Source organism: Pseudomonas sp. FSL R10-2189 (assembly GCF_009600325.1).
Classification (GTDB): domain Bacteria; phylum Pseudomonadota; class Gammaproteobacteria; order Pseudomonadales; family Pseudomonadaceae; genus Aquipseudomonas; species Aquipseudomonas helleri.
The window spans coordinates 1-22,326 of sequence record NZ_WIVZ01000017.1 but is presented as its reverse complement, the minus strand read 5'-3'; the positions used below and the strand labels follow the sequence as shown (position 1 = coordinate 22,326).

At 59.1% G+C, this 22,326-nt stretch carries 23 protein-coding genes and 2 pseudogenes; 13 read left to right on the top strand and 12 right to left on the bottom strand.

Features of this window, described 5'->3' with window-relative positions:
• The first annotated feature begins 36 nt into the window (after positions 1 to 36).
• Positions 37 to 390, top strand: coding sequence for a YkgJ family cysteine cluster protein (locus tag GHO32_RS13810; RefSeq protein WP_048372442.1), 354 nt, complete (start codon positions 37 to 39; stop codon positions 388 to 390).
• Positions 391 to 397: 7 nt separating this feature from the next.
• Here GHO32_RS13810 and GHO32_RS13805 read toward each other — a convergent pair whose 3' ends face one another.
• Entirely contained in the window at positions 398 to 1,150 is a 753-nt protein-coding gene (locus GHO32_RS13805) for a hypothetical protein (protein ID WP_153334449.1), read from the bottom strand.
• Between the two features lie 151 nt (positions 1,151 to 1,301).
• On the opposite strand from GHO32_RS13805, the gene GHO32_RS13800 reads away from it, so the two are divergent.
• The 3 genes from GHO32_RS13800 to GHO32_RS13790 all read left to right on the top strand — a co-directional run bounded on the left by GHO32_RS13800 (position 1,302) and on the right by GHO32_RS13790 (position 3,225).
• Positions 1,302 to 1,937 (top strand): 2OG-Fe(II) oxygenase, encoded by a 636-nt coding sequence (locus GHO32_RS13800; RefSeq protein ID WP_153334450.1) that lies wholly within the window; start codon positions 1,302 to 1,304, stop codon positions 1,935 to 1,937.
• Positions 1,934 to 2,428, top strand: a complete 495-nt coding sequence (locus GHO32_RS13795) for a DUF523 domain-containing protein (protein WP_153334451.1) — start codon at positions 1,934 to 1,936, stop codon at positions 2,426 to 2,428. The genes GHO32_RS13800 and GHO32_RS13795 overlap by 4 nt, the downstream gene beginning before the upstream one ends.
• 65 nt (positions 2,429 to 2,493) lie before the next feature.
• Positions 2,494 to 3,225, top strand: a complete 732-nt coding sequence (locus GHO32_RS13790; protein ID WP_153334452.1) for a carbonic anhydrase — start codon at positions 2,494 to 2,496, stop codon at positions 3,223 to 3,225.
• Between the two features lie 67 nt (positions 3,226 to 3,292).
• Here the strand turns inward: GHO32_RS13790 and GHO32_RS13785 are convergent, their stop codons facing one another.
• Positions 3,293 to 3,928: a hypothetical protein gene (locus GHO32_RS13785; protein ID WP_153334453.1), complete on the bottom strand. Its 636-nt coding sequence runs from the start codon at positions 3,926 to 3,928 to the stop codon at positions 3,293 to 3,295.
• Between the two features lie 266 nt (positions 3,929 to 4,194).
• On the opposite strand from GHO32_RS13785, the gene GHO32_RS13780 reads away from it, so the two are divergent.
• On the top strand, positions 4,195 to 4,830 hold the full coding sequence (locus GHO32_RS13780; RefSeq protein ID WP_153334454.1) for an SCO family protein: 636 nt from the start codon (positions 4,195 to 4,197) through the stop codon (positions 4,828 to 4,830).
• Positions 4,831 to 4,965: 135 nt separating this feature from the next.
• Here GHO32_RS13780 and GHO32_RS13775 read toward each other — a convergent pair whose 3' ends face one another.
• From GHO32_RS13775 to GHO32_RS13765, 3 genes are all read right to left on the bottom strand, one after another.
• Complete coding sequence (locus GHO32_RS13775; protein WP_123750703.1) at positions 4,966 to 5,736, bottom strand: MetQ/NlpA family ABC transporter substrate-binding protein; 771 nt, start codon at positions 5,734 to 5,736, stop codon at positions 4,966 to 4,968.
• Positions 5,737 to 5,813: 77 nt separating this feature from the next.
• On the bottom strand, positions 5,814 to 6,488 hold the full coding sequence (locus GHO32_RS13770; RefSeq protein ID WP_123750702.1) for a methionine ABC transporter permease: 675 nt from the start codon (positions 6,486 to 6,488) through the stop codon (positions 5,814 to 5,816).
• A complete protein-coding gene (locus GHO32_RS13765; RefSeq protein ID WP_048387105.1) occupies positions 6,488 to 7,495 on the bottom strand; it encodes a methionine ABC transporter ATP-binding protein in 1,008 nt (335 codons plus the stop codon). Before GHO32_RS13765 ends, GHO32_RS13770 begins: the two co-directional genes overlap by 1 nt.
• 201 nt (positions 7,496 to 7,696) lie before the next feature.
• Here GHO32_RS13765 and katE point away from each other — a divergent pair, with 201 nt between their 5' ends.
• On the top strand, positions 7,697 to 9,889 hold the full coding sequence (katE, locus tag GHO32_RS13760) for a catalase HPII (RefSeq protein WP_368668326.1): 2,193 nt from the start codon (positions 7,697 to 7,699) through the stop codon (positions 9,887 to 9,889).
• Positions 9,890 to 9,948: 59 nt separating this feature from the next.
• On the opposite strand, the gene GHO32_RS13755 is transcribed toward katE, so the two are convergent.
• Genes GHO32_RS13755 through GHO32_RS13740 form a run of 4 tightly spaced genes read right to left on the bottom strand, consistent with a single transcriptional unit; the run spans position 9,949 to position 12,757 of the window.
• Entirely contained in the window at positions 9,949 to 10,668 is a 720-nt protein-coding gene (locus tag GHO32_RS13755; protein WP_153334457.1) for a PA5502 family lipoprotein, read from the bottom strand.
• 37 nt (positions 10,669 to 10,705) lie between these two features.
• Positions 10,706 to 11,494 (bottom strand): zinc ABC transporter permease subunit ZnuB, encoded by a 789-nt coding sequence (znuB, locus tag GHO32_RS13750; RefSeq protein WP_153334459.1) that lies wholly within the window; start codon positions 11,492 to 11,494, stop codon positions 10,706 to 10,708.
• Positions 11,487 to 12,275 carry a zinc ABC transporter ATP-binding protein ZnuC gene (gene znuC / locus GHO32_RS13745; protein ID WP_048372467.1) on the bottom strand — a complete coding sequence of 263 codons (789 nt, stop codon included), beginning with the start codon at positions 12,273 to 12,275 and terminating at the stop codon, positions 11,487 to 11,489. Before znuC ends, znuB begins: the two co-directional genes overlap by 8 nt.
• Complete coding sequence (locus tag GHO32_RS13740; RefSeq protein WP_048372469.1) at positions 12,275 to 12,757, bottom strand: Fur family transcriptional regulator; 483 nt, start codon at positions 12,755 to 12,757, stop codon at positions 12,275 to 12,277. The genes znuC and GHO32_RS13740 overlap by 1 nt, the downstream gene beginning before the upstream one ends.
• A gap of 66 nt (positions 12,758 to 12,823) precedes the next feature.
• Between GHO32_RS13740 and znuA the strand changes: the two genes are divergently transcribed.
• Positions 12,824 to 13,747 (top strand): zinc ABC transporter substrate-binding protein ZnuA, encoded by a 924-nt coding sequence (gene znuA, locus GHO32_RS13735; RefSeq protein ID WP_368668320.1) that lies wholly within the window; start codon positions 12,824 to 12,826, stop codon positions 13,745 to 13,747.
• A 106-nt stretch (positions 13,748 to 13,853) separates the two neighbouring features.
• On the opposite strand, the gene GHO32_RS13730 is transcribed toward znuA, so the two are convergent.
• Both GHO32_RS13730 and GHO32_RS13725 read right to left on the bottom strand, forming a co-directional pair.
• The gene (locus GHO32_RS13730) at positions 13,854 to 14,804 is read right to left on the bottom strand and encodes a homoserine kinase (protein ID WP_153334461.1); all 951 of its coding nucleotides are present in this window, start codon (positions 14,802 to 14,804) and stop codon (positions 13,854 to 13,856) included.
• Positions 14,805 to 14,859: 55 nt separating this feature from the next.
• Positions 14,860 to 15,150, bottom strand: a complete 291-nt coding sequence (locus GHO32_RS13725) for a DUF2782 domain-containing protein (RefSeq protein WP_048372475.1) — start codon at positions 15,148 to 15,150, stop codon at positions 14,860 to 14,862.
• Positions 15,151 to 15,224: 74 nt separating this feature from the next.
• Between GHO32_RS13725 and polA the strand changes: the two genes are divergently transcribed.
• Positions 15,225 to 17,990 carry a DNA polymerase I gene (gene polA, locus GHO32_RS13720; RefSeq protein ID WP_153334463.1) on the top strand — a complete coding sequence of 922 codons (2,766 nt, stop codon included), beginning with the start codon at positions 15,225 to 15,227 and terminating at the stop codon, positions 17,988 to 17,990.
• Between the two features lie 233 nt (positions 17,991 to 18,223).
• On the opposite strand, the gene yihA is transcribed toward polA, so the two are convergent.
• A complete protein-coding gene (yihA, locus tag GHO32_RS13715) occupies positions 18,224 to 18,868 on the bottom strand; it encodes a ribosome biogenesis GTP-binding protein YihA/YsxC (RefSeq protein WP_153334465.1) in 645 nt (214 codons plus the stop codon).
• A 207-nt stretch (positions 18,869 to 19,075) separates the two neighbouring features.
• Here yihA and GHO32_RS26875 point away from each other — a divergent pair.
• From GHO32_RS26875 to GHO32_RS13695, 5 genes and pseudogenes are all read left to right on the top strand, one after another.
• Positions 19,076 to 19,336 (top strand): annotated as a pseudogene (locus GHO32_RS26875) (cytochrome c5 family protein).
• A 25-nt stretch (positions 19,337 to 19,361) separates the two neighbouring features.
• Positions 19,362 to 19,982, top strand: a complete 621-nt coding sequence (locus GHO32_RS13710; protein ID WP_123750696.1) for a cytochrome c — start codon at positions 19,362 to 19,364, stop codon at positions 19,980 to 19,982.
• 199 nt (positions 19,983 to 20,181) lie between these two features.
• Entirely contained in the window at positions 20,182 to 20,844 is a 663-nt protein-coding gene (locus GHO32_RS13705; RefSeq protein ID WP_048372480.1) for a thiol:disulfide interchange protein DsbA/DsbL, read from the top strand.
• Positions 20,845 to 20,859: 15 nt separating this feature from the next.
• The gene (locus GHO32_RS13700) at positions 20,860 to 21,735 is read left to right on the top strand and encodes an endonuclease/exonuclease/phosphatase family protein (RefSeq protein WP_048372482.1); all 876 of its coding nucleotides are present in this window, start codon (positions 20,860 to 20,862) and stop codon (positions 21,733 to 21,735) included.
• A pseudogene (locus GHO32_RS13695) lies at positions 21,732 to 22,326 on the top strand (hypothetical protein); the annotation flags it as partial. The gene GHO32_RS13700 and the pseudogene GHO32_RS13695, both read left to right, overlap by 4 nt.

Sequence of the window (22,326 nt, the reverse complement as noted above, 5' to 3'; positions counted from 1 at the left end):
AGACTTTGCGGCCTTTTCACGTGCAATGGGCAACAAATGAGCTGCAACAGTCATAAAATTCGCTTTCTCAGGCAGCAAATTCCGTCGTTTGAATGCGTGCCGGGTTGCCATGACTGCTGTGGGCCTGTGACCACGTCATCGGAAGAAATGGCCCGCTTGCCGCGCAAGACCGCAGCCGAGCAAGAAGCCGCCCTGAATGAGCTGAACTGTGTGCACCTGGGGCCGAACGGCTGCACGGTGTATGACGAACGCCCGCTTATTTGCCGTCTGTTCGGCACCACGCCGACGCTGCCCTGCCCTAATGGCCGTCGCCCGCTGGAGATGATTCACCCCAGCGCCGAAAAGCTCGTGCATGAGTACATTGCCAGTACGCGGCAGGTGCTGGTTTAACGCACCGTTATTGGGCCAGGCTTGAAGTGCTTTGCCCCACGGCCAAGCCGGCGCGGATCGCGGCCAATGCGGCCAGGTAGTAGGTTTTGCCGTCAGGTGATTCTGCGAACGTCACAAACTCTTCCAGCTCCGGGTCCGACAAGTCGCGGTACACGTACAACAACGTGTTATCCAGCTCCCCCGCGATCTGCTCCATCAGCCGCTGGCGCTGGCCGTTGAGCGCGCCTTGTACCTGTGTGCTGCCCAGCAGGCCAGGAATCATCGCACTCAGGCTGTCTGCCGCCACACCGGCAATGGCCAGCGTGACCTCAGCCCCCGCCTCGCTCGCCGGTAAGGCGTTGGACAAATGGTTAATCAGCAACTGACGCGTGGCGCTGGCCTCAACGCGCGGCAAGCCTTGCGCGTGCTTGGCCAACTGATCACGGCGGGTGGCCAGCAGTTCAGCGGCAACAATTTTACGGCCCAGCTCTGACTGGAAAAAAGTCAGGGCTGGATCAGGATTCGGCAGCTTCTTACGCATCTGCCCTTTGGCACGCTGGTCCATCGCCTGCGCGGCAAAACGCTGGCTGCTGTTGTTGACCAGCGCCTGGTAAACCGCTGGCGGCAAGTTGTTGCGGTAGCGCTCTTGAGCGGCATTAAGGGCGTCTGTGAAATGCGCGCGTTGCTCAGGCCAACCGGCAACGGTGAATAGATCATCGAGGTGGTCTGCCCATGCGGGTAACGAACAACACATCATTAACAGTAAAAACAAGCGGCGCATGAAGGACTCCTGTCAGCTAGGCGCTATTGTCCGGGGCCAGCGTAGGACTTGTCGAGAATTCGTCTCGCCCCAGCGGCTTTAAATGACCAGATGAAATATTTCTGCGTGGCCAGCTAGACGGAGCTGTCAGATTTTCGGGCGTATCGATATTATGCGCGCCATGCAAATACCCTCTGATCACCCGCTGTTGCTACGCATCGTCGACGACCTGTACGCGCAGGGATGGTCACAGCAAAATATTTTTATGCCCGAGGCTTTGACCCTCGAACTGGCGGCTGAGTGCCATAAACGTGCAGCCGAAGGCGAATTGACCCCGGCGGCGGTTGGCCGGGGCCCGGCGCAAGAGGTTCGCGAGGGTATCCGCGGCGACCATATTCAATGGCTGGAGCCGGGAGAGGCTCTAGCCTGCGACAACTATTTAGGGTTAATGGAAAGCCTGCGAATCGCCATGAATCGCAGGCTTTTTTTGGGCCTGGAGGACTTTGAAAGTCACTTCGCGCTCTACCCGCCCGGTGCGTTTTACCTCAAGCACCTGGACCGCTTTCGCGACGACGATCGGCGCATGGTGTCGGCGGTGCTCTACCTCAATCAGGCCTGGCTGCCTGAGCACGGCGGGCACTTGCGCATGTACCTTGAGGACAGGGGCGATTACGACGTGTTGCCGACCGGGGGCTGCCTGGTGGTGTTTCTGTCGGGCGAGATCCCCCATGAAGTGCTGCCCGCCACCCGTGACCGGCTGTCATTGACCGGCTGGTTCCGACGCCGCGCCACCGAGGTGCTGCTATGAGCGCCAAGGTGCTGGTCAGTCGCTGCCTGCTGGGCCATCGCGTGCGCTATGACGGCGGCGCCAGCGGCCCCTATGACCTGTTGGCGAAATGGCAGGACGAAGGCCGCGTGATAGCGCTGTGCCCGGAAGTCGCCGGTGGCTTGCCCACCCCGCGTGCAGCGGCCGAAATTCCGGGCGGGCAAGGGGTTGAAGTCCTCAGCGGCTGCGCGCCGGTCATCACCACCGACGGCGAGGACGTGACGGCAGCCTTTGTGTCCGGCGCCCAACAGGCGCTGGAGTTGGTCAAACAGCATGGCATTCGCATTGCTATCCTCAAGGCCAACAGCCCGTCGTGTGGCAATCGACTGACCTACGACGGCAGCTTCAGCGGCACCAAAGTGGCAGGCCAGGGCGTGACCGCTGCCCTGCTCAGCGCTGCCGGGGTTCAGGTGTTCAATGAGCTGGAACTGGCCGAAGCTGCGCACGCGTTGGCAACTTTAAAGCCTGACTGAAGCCCGCTCCCACATTGGAAATGAGTTCAGGTAACATTCCGTGCCACTTTGCCCAGGGGATTTATATGAGCGACAAGCAGAAACCACAACCCGCTGCCTCTACCGCTAACACTTCACCCGCCGAAAGTGCCGATGCGGCCTTGCACCACATCGTGGATGGTTTTTTACACTTCCATCACGAGATCTTTCCTGAACAGGAAGCCTTCTTCAAAAAACTCGCCACGGCACAAAGCCCGCGCGCGATGTTTATTGCCTGCGCCGACTCGCGCATCGTCCCGGAATTGATCACCCAAAGCGCGCCGGGCGATCTGTTCGTGACGCGTAACGTGGGCAACGTCGTACCGCCTTACGGCCAGATGAACGGTGGCGTTTCCACCGCCATTGAGTACGCGGTGCTGGCACTGGGCGTGCAGCACATCATCATTTGCGGGCATTCGGATTGCGGCGCGATGCGTGCTGTACTCAACCCGGCCTCGCTGAAAAAGATGCCGACAGTAAAAGCCTGGCTGCATCACGTTGAAGTGGCGAAAACCATGGTGCAGGACAACTGCAACTGCGCCAACGAAGCCGAAAGCATGCACGTGCTGACGGAAGAAAACGTGATCGCCCAACTGCAACACTTGCGCACCCACCCGTCCGTGGCGTCGCGCATGGCCAGCGGGCATTTGTTCATTCATGGCTGGGTCTATGACATCGAGACCAGCGCGATCAAGGCTTACGACGCCGACACCGGCACCTTCCGCCCGCTGGACGGGACCAACCCGATCCCGAGCGCAACGCCTAAAGCCCGGTTTTAACCGCCAGACTGCAGGCATGAGCCTCGCGATCTTTTGCCCGTTAAAAGATCACGAGGCCAGCTCGCAATTACAACGCCAGTTCGACGCCCAACTGCTTGGACAGGCACGGCCAACGCTTCCACGCAGCCCCCGTGTCCGGGCTGGTGAGCTTGTCGCGATAGGCTTCAACCGACTCCAGCGCAAAGCTTTCTTCATTGAGCAGTTCATCCACCGCGTGGTGCACGGCCTCATCGAGCTGGTTGGCAAACGCTTCGCCGACCAATTGGTGAGCAATCACGTTGGCCACGGTCATGTCCAGCGGGATCAACGGCTGCTGAAAGTGCTTGATGTAGAGATCGTTGACCTCTTCAACCAACCGGTGCGCCAGGTACGCTTCGTCGAGCAAACCCTCTAGCCCTTCATGACCGTCCAGCAGTGACGGGGGCTGAACAAAAAACTGCTCGGCAATTTTCAGCACAGGCTCGATTTGTGATTCGATACCCGCCTCGCGAGCGACCGCATGGGCTGCATCGAGCAAGTCCGGCACCTGGTGGATATAGGCGCTGACAAAACGGGTCATTACCGCGTTCCGATCGGATTCAGGTAGCTGAATGGCCGAATGCAGGTGGGGAAGGCGGGTCGCCAAATGCCGGGTGAGCAGGCCACTTTTGGCATCAAGTTCTTGGGCACGCGAGATCTGCGCGCGAATATCGGCGGTGTTCATGGGAACTCCAAGGGGGGCGCTGAATCAGGGAAGTGCTTTAAAAGACGCTCACTGCAAAAGAGGGCCTTTTTTTCAGGGGGCGTATTGTCGGTCATTTTTTAATCGGGCAGTGAGTGCCATTTGTCGCGGGGGTCAGGTTTTCATTTTGGGCGCGCATCTTAACCGATCAGTGTTGTACCGTGGCAATGCGCCACAGGCTGCGACTCCGGCCTTCACGTACGCTGTCTTCTCGCGTTGTTTATCGACCACTACGTTGTGATGAACCTATGACTAAAACCCAAAGAAACGTCTTTATCCTGGTCGCGCTGCTGGCGTTGATCATGGGGCTGATCTTCAACAGCCTGATGTCGCGCAGCAGTCAGGGCAACAACACGGCGCTGACCGAGGCCGGGATTATCCTGCTGCCACAAAGTCGCCACCTGCCGGCCATCACCCTGACAAACCAGGACGGTCAGCCGGTGCTCATCAATGAGCTGAAGGACAAGTGGAGCCTGCTGTTTTTTGGCTACACCTACTGCCCGGACATCTGCCCGACCACGCTTTCCCAGTTGCGCCAGATCAAAAGCGAACTGCCAAAAGCGGTACAGGACAAGCTGCAAGTGGTGCTGGTGAGTGTCGACCCGAACCGGGATACCCCACAGCAGCTCAAAAAATACCTGAGCTACTTCGACCCGCAATTTGTCGGCCTGACGCCGGGCTCAACCGAGCAACTGCAAACATTGGCGAACGCCGTGAGCATCCCGTTCATCCCGCCCGATACCAGCAAGCCGAACTACACCGTGGATCACAGCGGTAACCTGGCGCTGATCGGGCCGGACGGCACTCAGCGAGGTTTTATCCGCGCGCCATTCAACACCCAAAAGATGGTCGCCCAGTTGCCGGGGCTGGCAGAGAGGAAGTAAGGGATTAGTACACACATCGGTGGGAGCGGGCTTGCTCGCGATGGGATCACCAAGGTGTGTCATCAGCATTCAATGGTATGAATCGCGAGCAAGCCCGCTCCCACAAGGGGATCGGGTTTGCCCGGATCATCGATATTAGAACGCCGGCAGAATGGCGCCTTTGTACTTCTCAAGAATGAAGGCTTTCACTTCTGGCGTGTGCAGGGCAGCGACCAGCTTTTTCATGTCTTCAGAGTCTTTGTCGTCCGGGCGTGCAACCAGGATGTTCACGTAAGGCGAGTCGCTGCCTTCAATGACCAGTGCGTCTTTTTCCGGGTTCAGCTTGGCTTCCAACGCGTAGTTGGTGTTGATCAGCGCCAGATCAACCTGGGTCAGCACACGTGGAATCGTCGCTGCTTCCAGCTCACGGAACTTCAGGTTTTTAGGGTTCTCGGTAATGTCCTTGACCGTCGACAGGATGTTTTTCGAATCCTTGAGCTTGATCAACCCCGCCTTGTCCAGCAGCAACAGCGCACGGCCGCCGTTGGTGGCATCGTTCGGGATCACCACGGTGGCGCCGTCTTTAAGCTCATCAAGCTTTTTGTATTTGCTGGAGTAAGCGCCCAGCGGCTCAAGGTGCACGGCCGCTACGCTGACGAGGTTAGTGCCTTTGGATTTGTTGAACTCATCCAGGTAAGGCTGGTGCTGGAAGAAGTTGGCGTCCAGACGCTTTTCCGCCACCTGTACGTTGGGTTGAACGTAGTCAGTGAACACCTTGACCTTGAGGTTCACGCCCTCTTTAGCCAAAGCCGGCTTTACGAATTCCAGGATCTCAGCGTGAGGGACCGGGCTCGCCGCCACCGACAGATCACCTGCGTGGGCAGAAAATGCCGCTACAGCGGCCACAGCAGCAAATAACTTCTTCATTCAACAGCTCCTTGTGAACACCTGACTCCAGGTATCTGCCAGCACAGTGCTGGCTTTTATGTGTTTAATGCGAGGCCTTACTTGCGCGAGAAGTGCACCACCAGCCGATCGCCGACGGTTTGCAGGATCTGCACCAGAATCAACAACAGCACCACCGTGACAATCATCACGTCTGTCTGGAAACGTTGGTAGCCGAAACGAATCGCCAAATCTCCGAGACCGCCCGCACCCACTACACCCGCCATGGCGGTGTAGGACACCAGCGTAATCGCGGTCACGGTAATCGCTGCAAAAATGCCCGGACGGGCTTCTGGCAGCAAGGCGCTGGTAATGATCTGACGGGTGCTGGCGCCCATCGACTGGGTGGCTTCGATGATGCCACGGTCAACTTCACGCAAGGCCGTTTCCACCAGACGGGCGAAGAACGGGGTTGCACCGACCACCAAAGGCGGAATCGCACCCGCGACGCCCAGCGAGGTGCCGGTAATCAATACGGTGAACGGGATCATCACGATCAGCAGGATGATGAACGGCAACGAACGCAGAATGTTCACCAGCAGCGACAGCATGGCGTACACGGCTTTCTGTTCAAACAATTGGCGCGGGCTGCACAGAAACAGCAGCACGCCCAGCGGCAGGCCCAGCACGATGGTGAACAGCAGCGAACCGCCGAGCATCATCAGGGTATCGCCCGTGGCCAGCCAGATTTCGAACCAGTCGATATTGGTGAAAAAGCTCAGGAGAGAGTCCATTAGCGCAGCACCTCCATATGAACGTCAGCCGCAGTAAAGCGGGCGAAAGCCGCGTCCATGTCGCCACCGGTGATGGCGAGGGTCAGTTGCCCGTAGGGGGTGTCTTTGATGCGGTCGATCCGGCCCGCCAGGATGCTGTAGTCCACACCCGTTTCGCGGGCGATGGTGCCCAGCAGCGGCGCGTAGGTGGCCTGGCCCTGGAACGTCAGGCGCACAATGCGCCCCGGCACATGGGCGAAATCATCGCGCTGCTCGCCTTCGTCGATCTGCTCGTCTTCCTGCACAAATCGCTTGGTGGTCGGGTGCTTGGGGTGCAAGAACACCTCGGCCACCGGGCCTTGCTCGACGATCACGCCAGCGTCCATCACCGCCACTTCGTCACACACACGGCGGATCACATCCATCTCGTGGGTGATCAGCACGATGGTCAGCTTCAGCTCGCGGTTAATTTCGGCCAGCAATTGCAGCACCGACGCCGTGGTTTGCGGGTCGAGCGCGCTGGTGGCTTCGTCACACAGCAAGACTTTTGGCTTGGTGGACAAGGCGCGGGCGATGCCCACACGTTGTTTTTGACCGCCTGACAGCTGCGCCGGGTATTTCTTGGCGTGGTCTGACAGACCCACCCGCGCCAGCAACTCGGCCACCCGTTGGTCGATTTCACTGCGGGACAATTCGCCCGCCAGCGTCAGCGGCATCGCCACGTTGTCAGCAACGGTCTTGGACGCCAGCAGGTTGAAGTGCTGGAAGATCATCCCGACTTGCTGACGGAAACGCCGCAGGCCATTGGCATCCATGGCGGTCACGTCTTCGTTGTCGACGATGATCTGCCCGCCGCTCGGTGTTTCGAGGCGGTTGATCAGGCGCAGCAATGTACTTTTACCCGCGCCGGAATGGCCAATCAGGCCAAATACCTGACCGCTCTCAACACGCAAACTCGTGGAGTGCAGGGCGGGAATGTCCTTACCGGCGACCCGGTAAGTTTTATGAACGTTATGAAACTCAATCACGTAGCGAACCTTGTGGGGCGCGTAAATAGAAGATCAGCGGTTAGCCGGGCGCGCATTTTAGCCTGTCCTTATAGAGGTTCTTAGCATTTATTTGAGCGAAGACCTTTGATTTGGCGATAAGACGACTGATGGTCAGAAATAAGGAACGACCACAACAGGCGCCAGTCAGTACTAACAGCACCTCACATCCCGCAACGGGATATATGTCCAAGAAGCCCAACCCGTGGGGCTTTCATCAACAAGGAGCTTAGTCTGATGAGTAGCAAAAAACCGTCTTCACCCAAGAGCCAGATGGCCGGCACCGACACCTTGGATCGTGGCAACACGAACGTCAAATTGGAAAACCTCGAAGCCTTCCGCGACGATGCGACCCAACAGGCGCTCAGAACCAATCAAGGCGTGAAGATTGCGGACAACCAAAACACCCTCAAAGCTGGCGCGCGGGGCCCGTCACTGCTGGAAGATTTCATCATGCGTGAAAAAATCACGCATTTTGACCACGAGCGAATCCCGGAGCGCATCGTCCACGCGCGTGGCACCGGTGCTCACGGCTATTTCCAGACCTATAAAGCCCACAGCGCCCTGACCAAAGCCGGTTTTCTGCAAGATCCGGATAAAAAAACGCCGGTATTCGTGCGTTTTTCTACCGTCCAGGGCCCCCGCGGCTCGGGCGATACCGTGCGTGACGTGCGTGGGTTTGCAGTCAAGTTCTTTACCGATGAAGGCAACTTCGACCTGGTCGGCAACAACATGCCGGTGTTCTTTATTCAGGACGCGATCAAGTTTCCTGACTTCGTGCACGCGGTCAAACCCGAACCCCACAATGAAATGCCCACCGGCGGTTCGGCGCATGACACCTTTTGGGATTTTGTCTCGCTGGTGCCGGAGTCTGCGCACATGGTCATCTGGGCGATGTCCGACCGGGCGATCCCGAAAAGCCTGCGCAGCATGCAAGGCTTTGGCGTACACACCTTCCGCTTCATCAACGCCGAAGGGAAATCACATTTTGTTAAATTCCACTGGCGCCCTAGCGTAGGGACTTGCTCTCTGGTGTGGGATGAAGCGCAAAAACTCGCCGGTAAAGACACCGATTACCATCGGCGCGATCTGTGGGAGTCGATTGAAACCGGCGATTATCCGGAATGGGAATTCGGCGTACAGATCATTGCTGAAGAAGACGAACATACATTCGACTTCGACATTCTTGACCCGACCAAGCTGATCCCCGAAGAGCAGGTGCCGATTACACCGCTGGGCAAGATGGTGCTTAACCGCAACCCCGATAACTTCTTTGCGGAGACCGAGCAGGTGGCGTTCTGCCCTGGGCATATCGTGCCGGGCATCGACTTCTCTAACGACCCGCTGCTGCAAGGCCGCCTGTTTTCGTACACCGACACACAAATCAGCCGCTTGGGCGGGCCGAACTTCCACGAGATTCCGATCAACCGCCCTGTCTGCCCTTTTTCCAACAACCAGCGCGACGCTCAGCACCGCAGCACGATCAATAAAGGCCGTGCGTCTTACGAGCCCAACTCCATTGATGGCGGCTGGCCGAAAGAAACCCCGCCCGCTGCGCAAGACGGTGGCTTTGAATCGTACCCGGAACGCATCGACGCCAACAAAATACGTCAGCGCAGCGACTCGTTCAGCGATCACTTTTCCCAGGCTCGGCTGTTTTTCAACAGCATGAGCAAGCATGAACAAGAGCACATCATCGCGGCCTACAGCTTTGAATTGGGCAAGGTTGAGCGCGAACACATCCGCGCACGCCAGGTGGATGAGATCCTGGCCAACATCGACCTTGAGCTGGCCCGGCGCGTCGCTGAAAACCTGGGGTTGCCCGCCCCCAAGGCCGGCACTGTGCTTGCGCGCAAAACCAGCGTCAGCGCTTCGCCCGCGCTGAGTCAGGCCAATTTGCTGCCGGGCAATATCAAAACCCGCAAAGTGGCCGTGCTGGCCGCCAACGGTGTCGAGGGCAAAGCCATTGAAGCGCTGAAAAAGGCACTGACCGCGCAAGGCGCCCACGCCAAATTGCTCGGGCCTACGTCTGCTCCGGTCAAAACGGCAGAGGGCACGCTGCTGAACGTGGACGGCTCGATGGAAGGTTTGCCGTCAGTGGCCTTTGACGCCGTGTTTGTGCCGGGAGGCGCAGAGTCGGTCAAGGCACTGAGTGGCGACGGGGTGGCGCTGCATTACCTGCTGGAAGCCTACAAGCACCTCAAGCCCATCGCCGTGCACGGCGACGCCAGACAGCTGCTGGATGTGCTGCATTTGCAGGTGGATGATGGGTTGTTGGCGATCAAGGACGCTCAGGATCTGAAGGCATTTTTTGCAGCCATTGCGCAGCATCGCGTATGGGCACGGGAGCCCAAAGCCAAGGCTATTCCGGCTTAAGGGGTGGACGCCTGGCTGTTGCCCAAACGCTATTAGCGCCTGGGCTACAGCCACGCTCTTTATTCGGGCTTGCTGGGCGTTAGCACTACTTGCGCAGGCACATGGCGGATGATCTGACGCTCAAGGCTCAGGTCAAAGCCGGGGTCGAGCTTTTTCACGCGCTTGCTGATCAGCGTGGCCAGCCACGGGTAATCAGCGGTGCGTGGCACCTGCAGGCTGACGGCGCACTGATAATTGACAATGTCTTGCGCGATCAAATCCAGTTGATGACGAAGTTTGCCCATATCGGTGATGTTCAAGGTAACGGTGGTGAACGGCGCCGCCGGGTCAATGACCTTGGCCGCTGGCCGCGCTTCCGCCGCCTTGAGCGCGGCTTCGGCTTTGTCCAGCTCGGCCTTGCGCGCCTGGGTGATGGCGCTGTTGACGCCACCTGTAAGGGCCGGGGCTTTAGGCATTAATGCCCGTGCACGGCTCAAGGCCGTCGCAGCGGAGTTGACATCACCTTTTTGCAGCACGATCTGGCTGCGTTGCAGGTAAGCCTCAGCCAATTGGCGCTGGTACTGCACCAACTGCGGGTCATCCGGGGTTTGGGCCTGCAAGGCGGCCAACTGGTCTTCGGCGGTCGCGAGTTCGCTGCTGGCCAGGTTTTGCTCCAGCTGTGCGATGGCTCCGGCACGCGCTTGCTCGACCTGATTGACGGCCGGTGGCGTGCTTTGGCAGGCGCCCAGCAGCAAGGAAAATGCGGCCAGGAGCACATAACGTGAGTTAAACAGCTTCATTCCTGCGGCTCTCTAAGTGCGCAAAAAACGAGCAAGTCTACACCCCTCGACGGGGCAGAACAAAACTCAGCAAAAACAGCGCGGCAGCACAGACCACAATGGAAGGCCCGGCAGGCGTGTCTTTGAACCACGACAGGGCCAGGCCACCACACACTGCCAGCATTCCCAGCAACGTCGCGCCAAACGCCATTTGCTCCGGAGAGCGGGCATGCCGTTGGGCGGCAGCAGCAGGGATAATCAACAACGACGTAATCAGTAGCACACCGACAATCTTCATCGCTACCGCGATCACCACCGCAATCAACAACATCAGGGCCATGCGCAGCGTTGCAACGGGTAAACCCTCAACCGTCGCCAGCTCTTCGTGCACGGTAATGGCCAGTAAAGGCCGCCACAGCGCCACCAGCAACGCCAGCACCACCCCGCTGCCGCCCATGATCCACATCAAGTCAGTCGGACTGATCGCCAGCAGGTCACCAAACAGGTAAGCCATCAGGTCGATCCGCACTTCATGCATGAAGCTTAGTACCACCAGCCCAAGGGACAAGGTGCTGGGGGCGAGAATTCCGAGCAGCGTGTCGGAAGCCAGTGGCTGACGCTGCTGCAACGTCACCAGCAACACCGCCAGCAACAGGCAACCAACAGTCACGGCAATCGCCGGGCTAACATCCAGCAAAAAGCCCAATGCCACGCCCAACAAGGCGGCGTGGGACAAGGTATCGCCGAAATAGGCCATGCGGCGCCACACCACAAACGAGCCCAAAGGGCCCGCCACCACCGCCAAAGACAAACCTGCCAGCAGGGCGTAAAGCAGAAAATCAGCCATGCTTGCAGCCTTCTCCATGAACGTGGGCATGCGCCGGGGCGGCGCCTTCAGTGACCACCGAGCCATGCAGATCATGGGCGTGGTCGTGATGGTGGTGATAAATCGCCAGGCTTTGTGCGTTTTTGCCGAACAGTTCAACGAAGGCCGGGTCGCCACTCACCTGCTCCGGGTGGCCCGAGCAGCACACGTGGCGGTTGAGGCACACCACCTGATCGGTGGTGCTCATGACCAGATGCAAATCGTGGGACACCATCAGCACGCCGCAGCCATGACGGTCGCGCAGGCGGGTGATCAAGCTGTAAAGCTCGGCCTGCCCGGCGACGTCGACGCCCTGCACCGGCTCGTCGAGCACCAGCAACTCGGGTTTGCGCAGCAGCGCACGGGCCAGCAGCACACGCTGCATTTCGCCCCCCGAGACGCTTTGCACCGGGCTGTCGATGACCTTTTCGGCGCCGACTTCTTTGAGGGCGGCAAGGGCCTGGGCGCGGTCCACACCCGGCACCAGGCGCAAAAAGCGCAGCACCGAGAGCGGCAACGTGGGGTCAACGTGCAGTTTTTGCGGCATGTAGCCGATGCGCAATTTGGGTTTGCGCCAGACGCTGCCGCTGGTGGGCTTGAGCAAGCCCAGCACCGCTTTGACCAGCGTGGTTTTACCGGCGCCGTTGGGGCCGATCAGGGTCACAATCTGGCCCGGCTCAACGCTCAACTCAATCATGTCGAGCACGTTTTGCCCGGCAAAGGTCACGCAGACCCCTTCAAGACGTATCAGCGCAGCGCTCATCAAGCCTCCCGGCAACCCGAACACAAACCGAGCACTTCTACGGTTTGCCCTTCGACAGTAAAGCCGACATCGCGTGCGCTGCTGATAATCGCGTCACTGATGGTTTTTTGTTCAAGCTCGATGGCCGCGTGGCACGTGCGGCAGATCAGGAACTGGCCTTGGTGCGCGTGCTCGGGGTGGCTGCAGCCGATAAAGGCGTTGAGCGACGAAATACGGTGCACCAGGCCATTTTCCAGGAGGAAGTCCAGCGCGCGATACACGGTGGGCGGCGCAGCGCGGCGGCCGTCTTGCTCGCTGAGCACGGCCAGGATGTCGTACGCGCCCAGCGGCTTGTGGCTCTGCCACACCAGCTCCAGCACCCGGCGACGCAACGCCGTCAGGCGCAGGCCCTTTTGCGCGCACAGAACGTCCGCTTCAGAGAGCGCGCTGTGGACGCAATGAGAGTGGTCGTGGGGACGGCTGGCAAGCGGTGCAATAGACATGGGCGGCGACGATTTCCGAGAGAGACGTTATTATGTTACCCGTTTCAGCCGCCATGAGTGCCCATCGTGTCCCGTATTTTTGCGATTTTTATTGCTTTGTCTGCCAGTTTGTTGGTGATTAACCCGGCTCAGGCCGAGGTCAATGTACTGACCAGCATCAAGCCGTTGCAGCTGATTGCCGCAGCAGTGCAGGACGGCGTGGGCAAGCCCGAGGTGCTGTTGCCACCCAATGCGTCGCCGCATAACTATGCATTGCGCCCCTCCGACGTACGGCGTGTTCAGTCGGCTGACTTGCTGTACTGGATCGGCCCGGACATGGAAGGCTTTATGCCCCGCGTGATCCAAACCCGCACCCTGCCCTCAGTGGCCGTGCAAAATTTGCCGGGTTTGAAGCTGCGCCATTTCTCCCAGGACAGCCATTCCCATAACGAAGGTGATGCGGCGGAGCATGATCACGACCACCGCCCTGGCACCCTCGACGCGCACTTGTGGCTGGCGCCGGACAACGCCCGGGTGATTGCAGCCAAAATGACCGCCGACCTGAGCGAAAAAGACCCGGCCCATGCGCCGCAATACCAAAGCAACCTCAAGGCCTTCAATGAGCGTCTGGATGCGCTGGATGCACGCTTGAAGACGAGCATGGCCGCGATTGCGGACAAACCGTTCTTTGTTTTCCATGAAGGCTACGACTACTTCGAAAGCGCTTACGGCCTGAAGCACACCGGTGTGTTCAGCGTGGCGTCTGAAGTACAGCCGGGTGCCCAGCACGTCGCTGCCATGCGCCAGCGTTTGCAAGAAGTGGGCAAGACCTGCGTCTTCAGTGACCCGCCGCTGCGCCCGCGCCTGGCCGACACCCTGACCGCTGGCTTGCCGGTCAAACTGGCCGAACTGGACCCGCTGGGCGGCTTTACCCCGGCCACCGCGCAAGGTTATGAGCAACTGCTGGAAAAACTTGGCAACGACCTGGCAGGCTGCCTGAACAGCCTGTAACCCAACCCCGACCTGTAGGAGCAGCCGGTCGACGCTCGATTGCCTCGCGATCTTTTAAAGATCAAAAGATCGCGAGGCAAGCTCGCTCCTACAGGGGGTTAGCGGGTTACAACGCGAACGGTAGCGGCACGGTCACGGTTTGGCGCAAGGCCAAACGGCGCTCGAACTCTTGCGGGTCGTGGATCAACACGTCCTGCCCCGCAAACGAGTGGGCCGCAATCAAACGTGACAACCAAAAACGCACGCAGGCCACACGCAACATCGTCGGCCACAATTCGGCTTCGCTGGCCGTGAACGGACGCAGCGCGGCATACGCACCCAGCAGTGCACGGGCACGCGGAGCGTCGAGTTGGCCGTCTTCGTCAGCACACCAGTCGTTCAGGGCAATCGCCACGTCGTAGAGCATCGGCCCCGAGCAGGCGTTGTAAAAGTCGATCAGGCCGGTCAGGTGCGTCCCTTCGAACATCGCGTTATCGCGAAACAGGTCGCCATGCAGGTTTGCCCTTGGCAAGGCCAAAATCTGCGCCTTGCGTTCGGTAATCTCAGCCAGCGCCTTTTGCAGCAAATCGGCCGCACTTGGCGACAAATCAGCCATCAATGCGGGCCCTTCCGCCAGCATCCAGTCCAGGCCACGGTCGGTTTTGCGTTCCAGCACGTTGTTACGCGTGGCCACATGCAAATGACCCAACAGCTCGCCCACTTGGGCGCAATGTTGCGCGTTAGCCTCGCGGATGTGCTTGCCGGCCAGGCGCGGTTGCAGCAGTGCCGGCTTGCCTTTGAGCTCGCGCAAGGCCTCGCCGTCTTTGGTGCGCAGGGCAAAAGGCACCGGCAGATCAGCGTCGTGGAGCACGTCCAGCAGCTCGATAAAGAACGGCATCTCTTTGATCGGGCCACGCTCAACCAGGGTCAGGACAAATTCGCCCTGCTCCAGGCTGATGAAATAGTTGGTGTTTTCGCTACCCGCGGCAATCCCCTGGAAATCGAGCAAACGGCCGAGTTCATAAGGCGCAAGAAAAATCTCCAGCTCCGGGCGAGTCAGTGGGGTGAATACAGACATGGTTTAAATTGCCAGTGCGGGCGCCGCGTGGGCGGCGCCAATTAAAGTTAAGACGCTATTTCCATTCGAAGATTTTCCACGAAGGAATCAGCATATCCGGCTGGTCGGAACGGATGAAGTTGGCATCAGTACCATCAGCGCGTACCAAAAAGTACGGCGGCGCTCCTTTTGGGGTCACCTTGATGGCATAAAGGAACCCGTTTTGACGGTATTCCTGAATGGTTTTATCGCCTTCCGTGCGAATGGTTACTTCTGGGTCACCGGTGGGTGCACTATCAGCCGCAAAGGTTACCAGCGGTGAGAATGCAAACAAGCCGGTCAACAACAGGCGATTAAGTGTGCGCATGATAACCTTGTCCCTTTGTCGTCATTGGTCCGGACATTCTAGCGCCGGACTCGCCGAAAAGGTTGATCCTGCTCATGAGCCAAGCACCCCTCGTCCTGGTGGACGGTTCTTCATATTTGTACCGCGCCTTCCACGCGCTTCCGCCGCTGACTACGTCCAAAGGCTTGCCGACCGGCGCCGTAAAGGGCGTGCTAAACATGTTGAAGAGTCTGCGCAAGCAGTACCCGGACAGCCCGTTTGCCGTGGTTTTCGATGCCAAGGGCGGGACATTTCGCGATGACATGTACGCCGAATACAAGGCCAATCGCCCGAGCATGCCCGATGACATGCGGGTCCAGATCGAGCCCTTGCACGCCAGCGTGATCGCTCTGGGCTTCCCGTTGCTGTGCGTCGAAGGCGTTGAAGCGGACGACGTGATCGGCACCCTGGCCCGCAGCAGCGCCGCCGCAGACCGACCAGTGGTCATCTCCACCGGCGATAAGGACATGGCGCAACTGGTGGATGGCCACATCACCCTGGTCAACACCATGACCGGCAGCACGCTGGACGTTGAGGGCGTCAAAGAGAAGTTCGGCGTCTCGCCCGAGCAGATCATCGACTACCTGGCGTTGATGGGCGATTCGTCCGACAACATCCCTGGCGTTCCGGGCATCGGCCCGAAAACCGCGTCGGGCCTGCTGGTGGGCGTAAACGGCGGCCTGGTCGAACTGTACGAACAGCTCGATATCGTGCCGACGCTGCCGATTCGCGGCGCGAAAAACCTGCCCGCGAAACTCGAAGAACACCGCGAAATGGCGTTCTTGTCGTACCAACTGGCCACGATCAAGATCGACGTGCCGCTGGACATCGGCCTTGACGACCTGCACCTCAAAGCGCCCGATTGCGACAAGCTGATCGAGCTGTACACCGAGCTGGAATTCAAAAGCTGGATCGCCGAAGTCGAACGCGATGCCAAGCGCGCGGGCCAAGTGATCACCCACGAAGCCCCTGCGGCGCCGACCGAAGAGCTGCAATACGAAACCATCCTCGATCAGGCCCGTTTCGACGTGTGGCTGAAAAAGCTCAACGACGCCCAGTTGATTGCCTTTGACACCGAAACCACCGGGCTGGACGCGCAGCAAGCGCAACTGGTGGGCGTGTCGTTTGCGGTCAAGCCGGGCGAAGCGGCCTACATCCCATTGACCCACTCCTACATGGGCGTGCCGGATCAACTGGACCGCGATACCGTGCTGCGCGCGCTCAAGCCGCTGCTCGAAGACCCGAACAAGGCCAAGGTCGGCCAGCACGCCAAATTCGATATCAACATCCTGGCCAACTGCGCCATTGGCGGTGATCAAGCCAACGGCATCGCGGTGCAAGGCGTGGCCTTCGATACCATGCTGGAGTCCTACGTGCTCGACTCCACGGCCACCCGCCATGACATGGACAGCCTGGCGCTGAAATACCTGGGCCACACCACGACCAGTTTTCAGGACATTGCCGGCAAAGGCGTCAAACAGCTGACATTTGACCAGATCTCGCTGGAACTGACCGGGCCGTATGCCGCAGAAGATGCTGACGTGACCCTGCGCCTGCACCACGTGCTGCACGAAAAACTGCAAGCGATCCCGAGCCTGAACAGCGTGCTGACCGACATTGAAATGCCGCTGGTGCCGGTTCTGGCCCGCATTGAGCGCCAAGGCGCGCTGGTGGACGCCAAGCTGTTGGGCGTGCAGAGCGTTGAGCTGGGCGACAAGATGGTGGCGCTTGAACGTGAGGCGTTCGAGATTGCCGGTGAAGAATTCAACCTCGGTTCGCCCAAGCAACTGGGCGTGATCCTGTACGAAAAACTCGGCCTGCCGATCCTCAGCAAAACCGCCAAAGGCCAGCCATCGACGGCCGAAGCGGTGCTGGCAGAGCTTGCCGAGCAAGACTTCCCGCTGCCCAAGGTGCTGATGCAGTACCGCTCGATGAGCAAGCTGAAAAGCACGTACACCGACCGTCTGCCCGAGCAGATCAATCCGCGTACCGGGCGCATTCACACCTCGTATCACCAGGCGGTAACGGCCACCGGGCGTTTGTCGTCCAGCGACCCGAACCTGCAGAACATCCCGATTCGTACGGCCGAAGGCCGCCGGATCCGTCAGGCGTTCGTCGCACCCAAAGGCTACAAACTGCTGGCAGCGGACTATTCACAGATCGAACTGCGGATCATGGCCCACCTGGCAAAGGACGAGGGGCTGCTGCACGCCTTCCGCAACAACCTGGACGTGCACAGTGCCACGGCGGCCGAGGTATTTGGCGTCGATCTGAGCGATGTCACCACCGACCAGCGCCGCAGCGCCAAGGCGATCAACTTCGGTTTGATCTACGGTATGAGCGCCTTTGGTCTGGCCAAGCAGATCGGCGTTGACCGCAAACAGTCGCAGGCCTACATCGACCGCTACTTTGCGCGCTATCCGGGCGTGCTGGAGTACATGGAGCGCACGCGCACCCAGGCGGCCGAGCAAGGCTATGTCGAGACGATTTTTGGTCGTCGCCTGTACCTGCCCGAGATCAACGCGAAAAACCCGGCGCTGCGCAAAGGCGCTGAGCGCACCGCGATCAACGCCCCGATGCAGGGCACCGCGGCAGACATCATCAAGAAAGCTATGGTGGCTGTGGATAACTGGCTGACAGCCTCCGGCCTCGATGCCCGCGTGATCTTGCAGGTACACGACGAACTGGTGCTTGAAGTGCGTGAAGACCTGGTGGACCAAGTGCGCGATGAAATCCGCCTGCACATGAGCGAAGCGGCCACGCTGGCGGTTCCGCTGGTGGTCGAAGTGGGGGTTGGCGATAACTGGGACGAGGCGCACTAAAAGCGGCTACAACGTTCGCGTTTTGCCCTGGCATCAAAATTAGTTTTTAAGCCACAGGAACTAAACCTGCTTAACACAACTCAGATTATTTGAATGGCTGGTGAAGCCCTTCAATGCTCCTAATGTTGTGTTAAGTGTTGGCAGATTCTGGACCCCGCCCCTAGCGGTCCAGTACTTGAACCCCGAACTTCCCTCCCCCATACGAAGTCCGGGGTTTTTTTTGCCTGCCATTTTTACTCGGCGCTTTCTTCTTCGCCTTTGTTCGGCAGTTCCAGCCAATTAGCCAGCACGGTGTACGCCTCTTCCAGGCCCATGCGCTTTGGCGAGGAGAACAGCTGGATGGTCACGCTGTCGCCCCACTTCTTGCGGATGTCTGACTGAATTTTGAGCAGCGTGTTTTTAGCAGCGCCGTACGTCAGTTTGTCGGCTTTGGTCAGCAAAATATGCATCGGCATGCCGCTGGAGACAGTCCAGTCGAGCATCAACAGGTCGAAATCGGTCATTGGATGACGAACATCCATCATCAAGACCACGCCTTTGAGGCTCTCGCGGCTGCCGAAATACGCCTCAAGGTGACGCTGCCAGTGCATTTTCAACGGGATGGGCACTTTCGCGTAGCCGTAACCCGGCAAGTCGACCAGGCGACGGTCTTCGTCCAGCTTGAAGAAGTTCAGCAGCTGCGTACGGCCCGGGGTTTTCGAGGTACGCGCCAGGCTGGCGTGGGTCAACGTGTTGAGCGCACTGGACTTGCCGGCGTTGGAACGCCCTGCAAAGGCGACTTCAAAGCCTTCGTCATCGGGGCATTGATCAACCTTGGCAGCGCTGAGCATGAAGGTAGCCTGTTGGCACAGACCGAGAATGGGGTTCTTGAGTTGCATGGGATTTCCGATGTGAGCGGCGTCAGGAATGGACGCGGCGTGCGTGTCGTTTCCGTTTCAGTGGCGCCAGTATATAATGCCGCAGATTTTGTGTGTGCTTTGTCCCGGCGTAGGACGAAGAACAAGAGCCAGGGTGCGCATTAGAACGCATCACGCTCCCAACCCTGAAAAAATCGTTTAAACGAATTGGCTGCTGCCGGTGTTTTGATGCCGCCTGACAGCGTTCAGGCTACACAGGATCCGGAAGCCGTGTACAACCGCGTTTGTATTGCCTGCCATGAAGGTCAGCGATTCATAACACCGAAACCGGGTGTAAAGGCCGAGGGTAAGTTAAGCAGACGTTGGTGCAACACGTGCCCCAGGGTGAAAAGGCGATGCCGCCGCGTGGTGTGTGCACGGACTGCAGTGTCGAGGATTACCAGCCAATCATCCAGTGGATGAATGAGTAAGCCCGGCCATAACTCTTAACCCTTAGCCGTAGTTGGATTAGCTGATGAACAAATTTTTCGTGAGTCTGCTGTTGACCATGGGCGTTAGTGGTATCGCCCAGGCCGCAAGCACCGCCCTTGTGGGTGATGCCGCCGCTGGTCAGGCAAAAACCGCTGTCTGTGGCGCGTGTCACGGCCCCGACGGCAATAGCATGGCCCCCAACTTCCCCAAACTGGCCGGGCAAGGCGATCGCTACCTGCTCAAGCAACTGCATGAAATCAAGGACGGCAAACGCCAGGTCCTTGAAATGACCGGCCAGTTGAATAACCTGAACGATCAGGACCTCGCGGACATCGCCGCCTACTACGCCAGCCAAAAAAGTTCTGTCGGCGCTGCTGACCCGGCCCTGGTTGCACGCGGAGAGGAGCTGTTCCGTGGCGGTGACCTGCAAAAAGGCCTGCCCGCCTGCACCGGCTGCCATGCACCGGACGGCCAGGGCAACGCACCTGCCGGCTTCCCCCATGTGGGCGGCCAACACGCCAGTTACATCGAGAAACAGCTCACTGACTTCCGCGAAGGCGATCGTACCAACGACGGTGATTCGATGATCATGCGCGCTATTGCAGCCAAGCTGAGCAACAAGGACATCAAGGCGTTGGCCAGCTACATTCAAGGTCTGCACTGATTTGTGTAGGCAGGATGCAGCCAACCCGCAATGCATTTATTGACGTTAACGGTCGTTTAATCTTTGAATGTAAGCGTGTCAGGGCAGCCCAGGCTGCCCTTTTTCCTGCTATCTGCCGCTACACTACCGAACTCAAGCCAGAACAGACCTGTCTTAAAACAGGCCACGTCAGGCGACCTTATTTGTCCAGGAGTAAAGCATGCGTAATCTGATTCTCAGCGCCGTTCTCGTCAGCGCCTCCCTGTTTGGCATGACTGCTCAAGCTGCCGATGTCCCGCTTGAAGCCGGCAAGACCTACGTTGAGTTGGCGAATCCCGTTCCGGTTGCTGAGCCTGGCAAAATCGAAGTGGTTGAACTGTTCTGGTATGGCTGCCCGCACTGCTATGCATTTGAGCCGACCATCAATCCTTGGGCGGCAAAGCTGCCGGCTGACGTACATTTCGTTCGTATCCCGGCCATGTTTGGCGGCCCATGGGACGCACACGGCCAACTGTTCCTGACCCTGGACGCCATGGGCGTAGAGAACAAAGTGCACGCGGCGATCTTCAATGCCATCCAGAAGGAAGGCAAACGTCTGACCGACAAAAACGACATGGCTGATTTCGTGGCCACTCAAGGCGTCGATAAAGACAAATTCCTGCAAACCTTCGACTCTTTCGCCATCAAAGGCAAAATTGCCCAGGCTAAAGAACTGGCCAAGAAGTACGAGGTTTCTGGCGTCCCTACCCTGATCGTCAACGGTAAGTACCGCTTCGACCTCGGCACCGCAGGCGGACCGGAACAAGCGCTGAACGTGGCAGACCAACTGATCGCCAAAGAGCGCGCAGCTGAGAAAGCGGCGCCACAAGCGGCCAAAAACTAAGCGGCGCCCTCTCCCGTGCGGCGCTGGAAGAGCGAACGAATCGTTGGCCTGCACGAACCGCAGGTCAACGAAGATCATGTGCCGGGCAGTGGCCTGGCAGATGATCGACGCTTGCGTTTGCTCAGCTTCAATATCCAGGTCGGTAACAGCACCCACAGTTACCGCCATTACCTGACCCGCAGCTGGCAGCACCTGCTGCCACACAAAGGGCGGGCAGGTAACCTGGAGAAAATAGGCGACCTGTTGAGCGACTTCGATCTGGTCGCGCTGCAAGAAGCCGATGGTGGCAGCCATCGCTCTGGCTACATCAATCAGGTCAAGTACCTGGCCCAACAGGGCGAATTCCCCTACTGGTATCAACAACTCAATCGCAACCTGGGTCGCCTGGCGCAGCACAGCAATGGCGTGCTCAGCCGTTTGCGCCCCTCTGCCATTGAAGATCACCCTTTGCCAGGCCCCGCAGGGCGTGGCGCCATTTTAGTGCGCTTTGGGGATGGCCCCGATGCGCTGATCGTCGTCGTGATGCACCTGGCGCTGGGCACCAAAACCCGCACCCGGCAGCTGGCGTACGTTCGCGAACTGATTAGCGGCTACCAGCACCAAGTGCTGATGGGCGACATGAACACACACGCCAGTGACTTGCTGGACACCTCGCCGCTGCGCGATCTCGGCTTGCTGGCGCCGCAAATGCAGGCCACCTTCCCCAGTTGGCGGCCGCAACGTTGCCTCGATCATATTTTGCTCAGCCCAAGCCTCACCCTCGAGCGCGTGCAGGTGCTCGACCAGCCTATTTCCGACCACTTGCCGGTGGCGGTTGATATCCGTCTGCCCGGCTCTGTGGGCGGCGACTTGTTGCCAGTGCTGAGCCCGCCTCATGAGCCACTGGCATGAGCGCCGATGACGCCTCACGCTGGAAAGAAAAATACCTGAAGAGCGTCGAGCAACAAGACAAACTCGAACGGCGCTGGAACGCGCGCCTTGACCTGTTGCGCCGCGGCCTGGTGCGCAGCACGCTGGCGGCCGAAGGCACCGACCGCACCGTTGACCAGTGCATGAAAGAAATGCGCGAAGCCGTGCGCACCGATGACATGGACGCCCCGTTGGCGGCACTGCTCCCGCGCCTTGAAAAAGCCGTGCTCGACTCCGAGCAGCGCCGTGAAACCCGCATCGACCAAATGAGCGTCGCGCTCAACGCTCTGGTCACCCAGTTGCAAGCCCTGCCCTTGCCCCGTGACGTCAGCAAACCCCTAAAAGCCTTCGCCAAGCAACTCGACAACCGGGTCACCCAGGCGCGTGAAATCCCGTTACTGCTGAGTGAACTGAGCACCTTGCAGGGCCGCGCGCTGGCGCCACAGCAGCACACTGCTGAACCGGCCAAGCCGGGCCTGTTGCAGCGCTTGTTCGGCACTCAAGAAGCTGACAAGGCCGACCCGCCCGAGAGTCCGGCACCCGCTCCAATGCCCGCGCCCGCGCCCGCGCCCG